Source organism: Nitrospira sp. BLG_2 (assembly GCF_049222245.1).
The window spans coordinates 1-5,989 of record NZ_JBLYIG010000298.1 but is presented as its reverse complement, the minus strand read 5'-3'; the positions used below and the strand labels follow the sequence as shown (position 1 = coordinate 5,989).

Below are 5,989 nucleotides of genomic sequence, written 5' to 3'. Positions count from 1 at the left end.
AACAAGCCTGGCCACGGAGCCTTCAGGGACAGGACGTAGCACTCGATTGAGGGAGCCGAGCCGGAGGCGCGACGTCTACTGTGCGCGCCATCGACGACCATCGCCCCTACGGCGATACCACAGTGCCGGTTTCGACCTGGTCGGCGATTTCTTGGATGTCCTTGGGGTACAGCACGATTTCAATCCTGCGGTTGGCCGCTCGTCCCTCGTCGGTATCGTTCGGGGCGACGGGTTGCGTGTCCGCATGACCGACTGCGGAGAGGTTCCGAGGGTCCACACCGCCCTGATCGATCAAATAGCGTACAACCGCCGTGGCCCGTGCCGTCGAGAGTTCCCAATTCGTCTTGTAACGGCTCCGCAGTTTGACGCTGATCGGCACATTGTCCGTGTGGCCTTCGATTCGGATCCGCTTGTCCGTGACGGTGTTCAAGAGGTCGCTGACCTGCTTCAGTACCGTCTGGCCGGCCGGTTTCACCTCCGCCTGACCGGAGTCAAACAGGACCCGGTCCACCAGATTGATGGTGAGGCGGTCGCGTACTTGTTGGATGGTGATATTGCCCTTGGAGATTTCGTCTTGGAGCGACTTGGATAACTCTTCCTGCGTTCGCGTAAGCCGCTTGATCTCCGCGTCCTTCGATTCCTTGGCAGCCCACTCCTGATCGAGTGTCTCGGCCAATCGCGCCTGTTCCTGGCGGAGCTGTTCACGATCGTTCTCGATTTGGGCTGCCTTGGCTTCCATTGATGCAGCTTGTTGCTGCAACTTCTCGATTTCCTCCCGCGCGGAAGCACTGCCGCTTGCATGTTTCTGTTCGAGGTCCATAATCTGGCTACGCACAGTGGCGAGTTCCCCGGTCAACTGTTCGGATTGAACCTGGAGGTCCTCCCGTTCCTTCGCCAATGAGCCGGCTTGCTCTTCAGCGGCTTTCCGCTGAGCGGCTTCCAGGTCGAGTGATTCCCGCATGCCGGTCAGTTGCTCTTGCTGTTGCGCCGACTGTTTCTTGAGCGCGTCAAGTTCATCGAGAGTCTGCTTGTGAGTGTGCGCACTCACACAGCCTCCGACGGCCGACGCGCACAGCAGAACCAACGTGGCGCTCCGGAAGGGCATGGTTCGATGACTTGATGTGGGTCGCATAGTCTCTTCCCCCTATGTGAAAGGCGCAAGGAACGTATTGAAAGGAGTAAACTTAATCTCAGACGTTTCAATTGCTCGACTGAAGGTAACTGCCTATTTTTGGTGGACTTGAAGGTGGAATTATAGTCCGATACGTGTCTTCGTCAAGAGAAGCGGTGAAATCCTTGGAATTCGCAAGCTTGCCGAGCTAACGCTCCAGCTAGCCTCCACAAGAGGCGAGCTGATATCTTCCCGGAAGTAGGTGAAAGATTGGTTGATGGAGAAAGCAAGGAATGATCGACATCTATACGGATGGTGCATGCAGCGGGAATCCCGGCCCAGGGGGGTGGGGTGTCTTGGTGCGGAACGGTGGTGCTGAAACAGAACTCTGCGGCGGGGAACCGGCGACGACAAACAATCGAATGGAGCTTCTCGCAGTCATAGAGGCATTGCAATTATTCAAGGAGCCGGTGAAGGCGCGGGTCTATACCGATTCGCAATATGTCCAGAAAGGCATTAGTGAATGGATTCACAGTTGGAAACGGCGCGGATGGAAGACGGCTGGGAAAGATCCGGTCAAGAATGAAGATTTGTGGCGGCGCCTCGATTCGTTGGTTGCCAAGCATACCCTCGAATGGCACTGGATCAAAGGGCACAGCGGCCATCCTGAAAATGAACGGGTGGACGCGCTGGCTCGCGCCGGTCTTGAACGGGCTCGCCGGGTCGGGCGACCAGTTTCCGGCCCAATGAATCTTCCGGCCCAAGAGGTGAGCCGATCAGCCGGCCTTCCGCCGATTCTTGATATCCGGAATGCCACGGTCTATCGAGGCGACACTTGTGTACTCTCGGAGTTCTCTTTTGCGCTGCAATCCGGTGAACACGCGGCTATCCTTGGTCCTAATGGAGCGGGGAAATCGACCCTGCTCAAGCTGTTATTGGGCGAAGTCCATGCAATGCCGAAGGACGAAACGAGAATGATGCTCTTCGGCGAAGACCGCTGGAATGTGTGGGACGTGCGGAAGCGAATCGGTATCGTGTCGCACGATCTCCAACGGGACTATCTGATCTGTGCCGAAGGGTTTAATGTGATCCTCTCCGGGTTCTACGCGAGCAACGATATCTATGAGTATCAACAATTTACCAAGACTCAGATGAACAGGGCGCATGAAGTGATGCAGGAATTGGGAATTATGGAATTGTCCGGCCGCCGCTTCGGCCATCTGTCTACCGGCGAGCAGCGACGGTTTCTGTTAGGCCGAGCATTGGTGCATGACCCGCCGGTGCTGGTGCTGGATGAACCGACAAGCGGTCTCGACCTCAAAGCCTGCTTTCAGTATCTCGATCTGTTGCGTGTCCAAATCGCGAAAGGAAAAACAGTTCTCCTCGTGACGCACCATTTGCATGAAATTCCTCCGGAGATCGATCGAGTGATTTTCCTGAAAGAGGGAAAGATCCTGGCCGACGGTTTCAAATCAACGCTATTTACTAACGACCACGTCAGCCGGCTCTTCGACAGTACGATCACCCTTGTTCAGGCCAATGGCTGGTATCAAGCCTTGCCGGGATAGTTGCGCCAAGTTCCCTGTCGCTTTCGCTTTTAAACACTGCCTTTTTGACGAAATCCATTTCAAGAGATAGGCTTCAGATGCTGATCCTTCCAGCAAGCGACGCATGGGTCAAGACTTCTCGAAATCAAAAGATAAGACAAGCCTGCGCTTTCTCCTATGCCTTCTGAGCAGTTGCGTGATAACGCACACTTTTCCCGGCTCGGTATGGGCCGAAACCTGGGTCTGTCCTCGACCAGGACAAGCTGACTTGTATACGGATCATGAATGGCCGGGATGTCGGCAACTAGCCGAGGCAAGGACCTACTCGCCGGTGATCATTTCCCCAACGCCGAAATCTTCACAGGGCGGCATTTACTCCTCCCCGGCGACTGCGGATAACGTTGCTTCCGGCTTTCTCCAACGACAAGAGAGTAGGAAGCCATTGCCGTTTCCGGAAGTCTCTCTGACCTTACCCCTTTTGAGTGTGGGGCAAAATAAAGCTGGCTCTATTACCGGTTCATGGGGCGGATTCATGGGGCAACTGACAGTGGGATACAAGGCCGATGGAAAAGGGCCGGAGATTATAGGTGATTCGAACCTGATGCCTGTATCCGTTCACTCATTTCGTACGGCTGTCGCGGTCGCTACTAGTGCCGCAGGATACGACCCCAGATACTTAAGTGTGCGCATCCTGGTGCCTGTCCGGCTGGATGGACCCAGTGCCGGTGGGATTTTCGCTGTGGGCATTGCCGCCGCACTGCTCGGCGATCCGATTCGCCAAGATATCTGTATGTCGGGGACGATCGAGCCGGACGCGGAGATCCGAGCGGTGGGGCGACTCGTGGATAAGATGAGCGCCTGTCGGGACCTCAGAAAGAACACGATGATTGTGCCCGATGCATTGGATAACAGCCATCTCAGTTTCACCGGAGTCGAGCGATCCATTCAAGTGATCGAAGTGCATACGCTTGCGGAGGCCTATAGCGCCGCAACCGGTCAGTCGTTACGTCAGGTCATATCCCAGTAATATAATCGGGAGGTCGATCATGAGGTTTCGTGCAACGGGAATTCAGATGGGAAGAATGCTTACCGGCGTGCTGGGATTGATGCTGTTAGCAGTCAGTCTGTTTGCACCGGTCGTGTTGGCGGCTGAACCGGTGAAAATCAATTCCCTACAGACCTATCCGGAAGCTTACAAGATGAAAGTTGTCCAGGTGGAAGGAATGGTTAGCGGTTACCAAATGCATCATTTTATTGGAAATAACACCAAGCTGGAGAAGTGCATTCAAAATTTTATAGTGGATGACGGCACCGCTACGATTCAGGCCAGCTATGCGACCATCTGTCAAATGGGAACCGTCATGCTCAAGGACAGCGATCAGGTCACGCTTGAGGGGTACTATTTAGGAACGTTGGATGTGAAAGCGGTGAGGAAGCACTGAAGAATATAAGCTCTCAGGTGCTGTTCTTATGAGAGTAATAGATACGACACGACGGTATACGTTTCCTCAGGGACTCGAGCAGTAGTTATTGTGTGCATTGCTTTTCTTCTTATCTCTACTTTACTCCCTTGCTCGTTAGTATGGTTTAGCGACGAGCCGAGGCACAAGATAATTGGCGCGCTGACTCTCATCGGGATCTGCATCGTTATTGTATGGACGATTCGCTTCTATACTCGCATGCACGACTGTGTTCTGGTTACGGAGCAAGCTTTAGTTTACGAGTCGACCAATGGGACGTCTGTAACTGTCTCTTGGGAGCAAATTGTTGGTCTTGTGCCTCATAGCGTGTGCCGGCGATATGATGTTCTCGACGACCGAGGTACTTGCCGAATGCGGATCAGCTATGAGCTGGATAATTTTGCTGAGCTTGAGGCGACGCTTCGCAAACATCTGCAGAAGTCTTCATCAAGCGGAGCGATGACTTGGTTCGCTAAACCTTCAGGAGGTCTGGTAATTATGACGATGTGCGTCGGAGGGCTTGCATTGTCAATGCTTGGGCTATGGTTTGAGGGCATGAATGCAAGGAGCCTTTACGGAGCTGCGCTATCTCTTGTTGGCATAGTATGGGGATCATTTTTCAGGATAGAAAAAGTGATTGTTGGTAAGGAGGGAATCCTGCTTGCCTACTGGAAACGGAAAATCATTATTCCTTATGCGTCTATCAAGAATCTGAACTTACAGGAAGATTACCTCCCTGGTGCGTGGAGAGATATTCGCATTGAACGATTTGATCACAGGCCGATAAAGATTGAATGGCTTGCCGATGAAGCGGTGTCCCTGCATCAGGACATGCAAATAGCGTGGAAAAGTGCGATCTCATCGCGCTAAAAATGTTCTAACTGTTCTGTGTGTTACTTCTTCCGAAACCCAAACAATGCCCCGACGCCGGCGGCACCGGCTGAAGGTAGGTATCCTGTCACCACCTCTTTGAACCCTTGAGCTTTCCCTCGAGCCCAATCAAGCGTGCGAGTCGCATCCGCTTCGATCAAGGTCCAATCCAGATGAATCCAACCCGTGGTTTTGAGGATGGCAATGAGCGCGAATAATGAGGCGGCGATAATCAGAGCAAGTTTCACGGTTTTCCGGAACGCCCATCCGAGGATGAACCCACCGAGGAAGCTGGCGCCCCCGCGGGCGAGGGCCGGCGACATCATATCGGAGAGCCACGCGCCTATTCCGGCGACCGTCGTCGCGCCGGCAGCAAGAAACGATTTGGCGGCCCAGGGAGGGTCTGACGCCAGTGTTCCCAGCGTTTTAGCTAAAAAGCCGCTCTTCTGAGCTTGAACGGGTACGGTGCTCATAATCGTGCCGCGTCGAATGTGTTGCAGGCAGACGGGTCACCGGACTCGAGGCCTCGCTTGAGCCAGGTCATTCGCTGCTCGGATGAACCGTGGGTCCAGCTTTCCGGTTGAACATAGCCGCGTGACATTTTCTGCAATTGATCATCACCGATGGCCGCTGCCGCGCGAAGCCCTTCTTCGAAATCCCCCGGCTCGATCAAGTTTCGCTCTCGCTTGGCATGGTGACCCCAGACACCGGCATAACAATCCGCTTGGAGTTCCATTCGGACCGCAAGCGCGTTTCCTTCCACTTCTGACACCTGTCGTCGGCGTCGATGCACTGTGTCCGCGACGCCGAGAAGATTTTGCACGTGATGGCCGACCTCATGCGCGATCACATAGGCCTGCGCAAAGTCACCCGTCGCTCCAAAACGATGCGCCATTTCATCGAAGAAGGCAAGATCTAAATAGAGCCGTCTATCGTTGGCACAATAGAACGGTCCAACGGCCGACGATGTCGTGCCGCAGGCCGACCGCACGGCTCCTGAA

Annotated in this window: 7 protein-coding genes and 1 pseudogene; 5 read left to right on the top strand and 3 right to left on the bottom strand. The window is 54.2% G+C overall.

What is annotated here, in order from left to right; translation table 11 throughout:
* Positions 1-106 precede the first annotated feature (106 nt).
* Positions 107-1,132 carry an OmpA family protein gene (locus tag ACOSYY_RS08295; RefSeq protein WP_421661796.1) on the bottom strand — a complete coding sequence of 342 codons (1,026 nt, stop codon included), beginning with the start codon at positions 1,130-1,132 and terminating at the stop codon, positions 107-109.
* A 272-nt stretch (positions 1,133-1,404) separates the two neighbouring features.
* On the opposite strand from ACOSYY_RS08295, the pseudogene rnhA reads away from it, so the two are divergent.
* The 5 genes and pseudogenes from rnhA to ACOSYY_RS08270 form a co-directional block, all read left to right on the top strand.
* A pseudogene (rnhA, locus tag ACOSYY_RS08290) lies at positions 1,405-1,851 on the top strand (ribonuclease HI); the annotation flags it as partial.
* Positions 1,852-1,857: 6 nt separating this feature from the next.
* Complete coding sequence (locus ACOSYY_RS08285) at positions 1,858-2,679, top strand: ABC transporter ATP-binding protein (RefSeq protein WP_421661797.1); 822 nt, start codon at positions 1,858-1,860, stop codon at positions 2,677-2,679.
* Positions 2,680-3,190: 511 nt separating this feature from the next.
* A complete protein-coding gene (locus tag ACOSYY_RS08280; protein WP_421661795.1) occupies positions 3,191-3,685 on the top strand; it encodes a S16 family serine protease in 495 nt (164 codons plus the stop codon).
* Positions 3,686-3,704: 19 nt separating this feature from the next.
* Positions 3,705-4,100 (top strand): hypothetical protein, encoded by a 396-nt coding sequence (locus ACOSYY_RS08275; RefSeq protein WP_421661794.1) that lies wholly within the window; start codon positions 3,705-3,707, stop codon positions 4,098-4,100.
* Positions 4,101-4,490: 390 nt separating this feature from the next.
* Positions 4,491-4,988, top strand: coding sequence for a hypothetical protein (locus ACOSYY_RS08270; RefSeq protein WP_421661793.1), 498 nt, complete (start codon positions 4,491-4,493; stop codon positions 4,986-4,988).
* A 23-nt stretch (positions 4,989-5,011) separates the two neighbouring features.
* On the opposite strand, the gene ACOSYY_RS08265 is transcribed toward ACOSYY_RS08270, so the two are convergent.
* Positions 5,012-5,461, bottom strand: coding sequence for an FUN14 domain-containing protein (locus tag ACOSYY_RS08265; RefSeq protein WP_421661792.1), 450 nt, complete (start codon positions 5,459-5,461; stop codon positions 5,012-5,014).
* Positions 5,458-5,989: KPN_02809 family neutral zinc metallopeptidase (gene ypfJ / locus ACOSYY_RS08260; RefSeq protein ID WP_421661791.1), on the bottom strand; the 532-nt coding region annotated here is incomplete at its 5' end. The genes ACOSYY_RS08265 and ypfJ, both read right to left, overlap by 4 nt.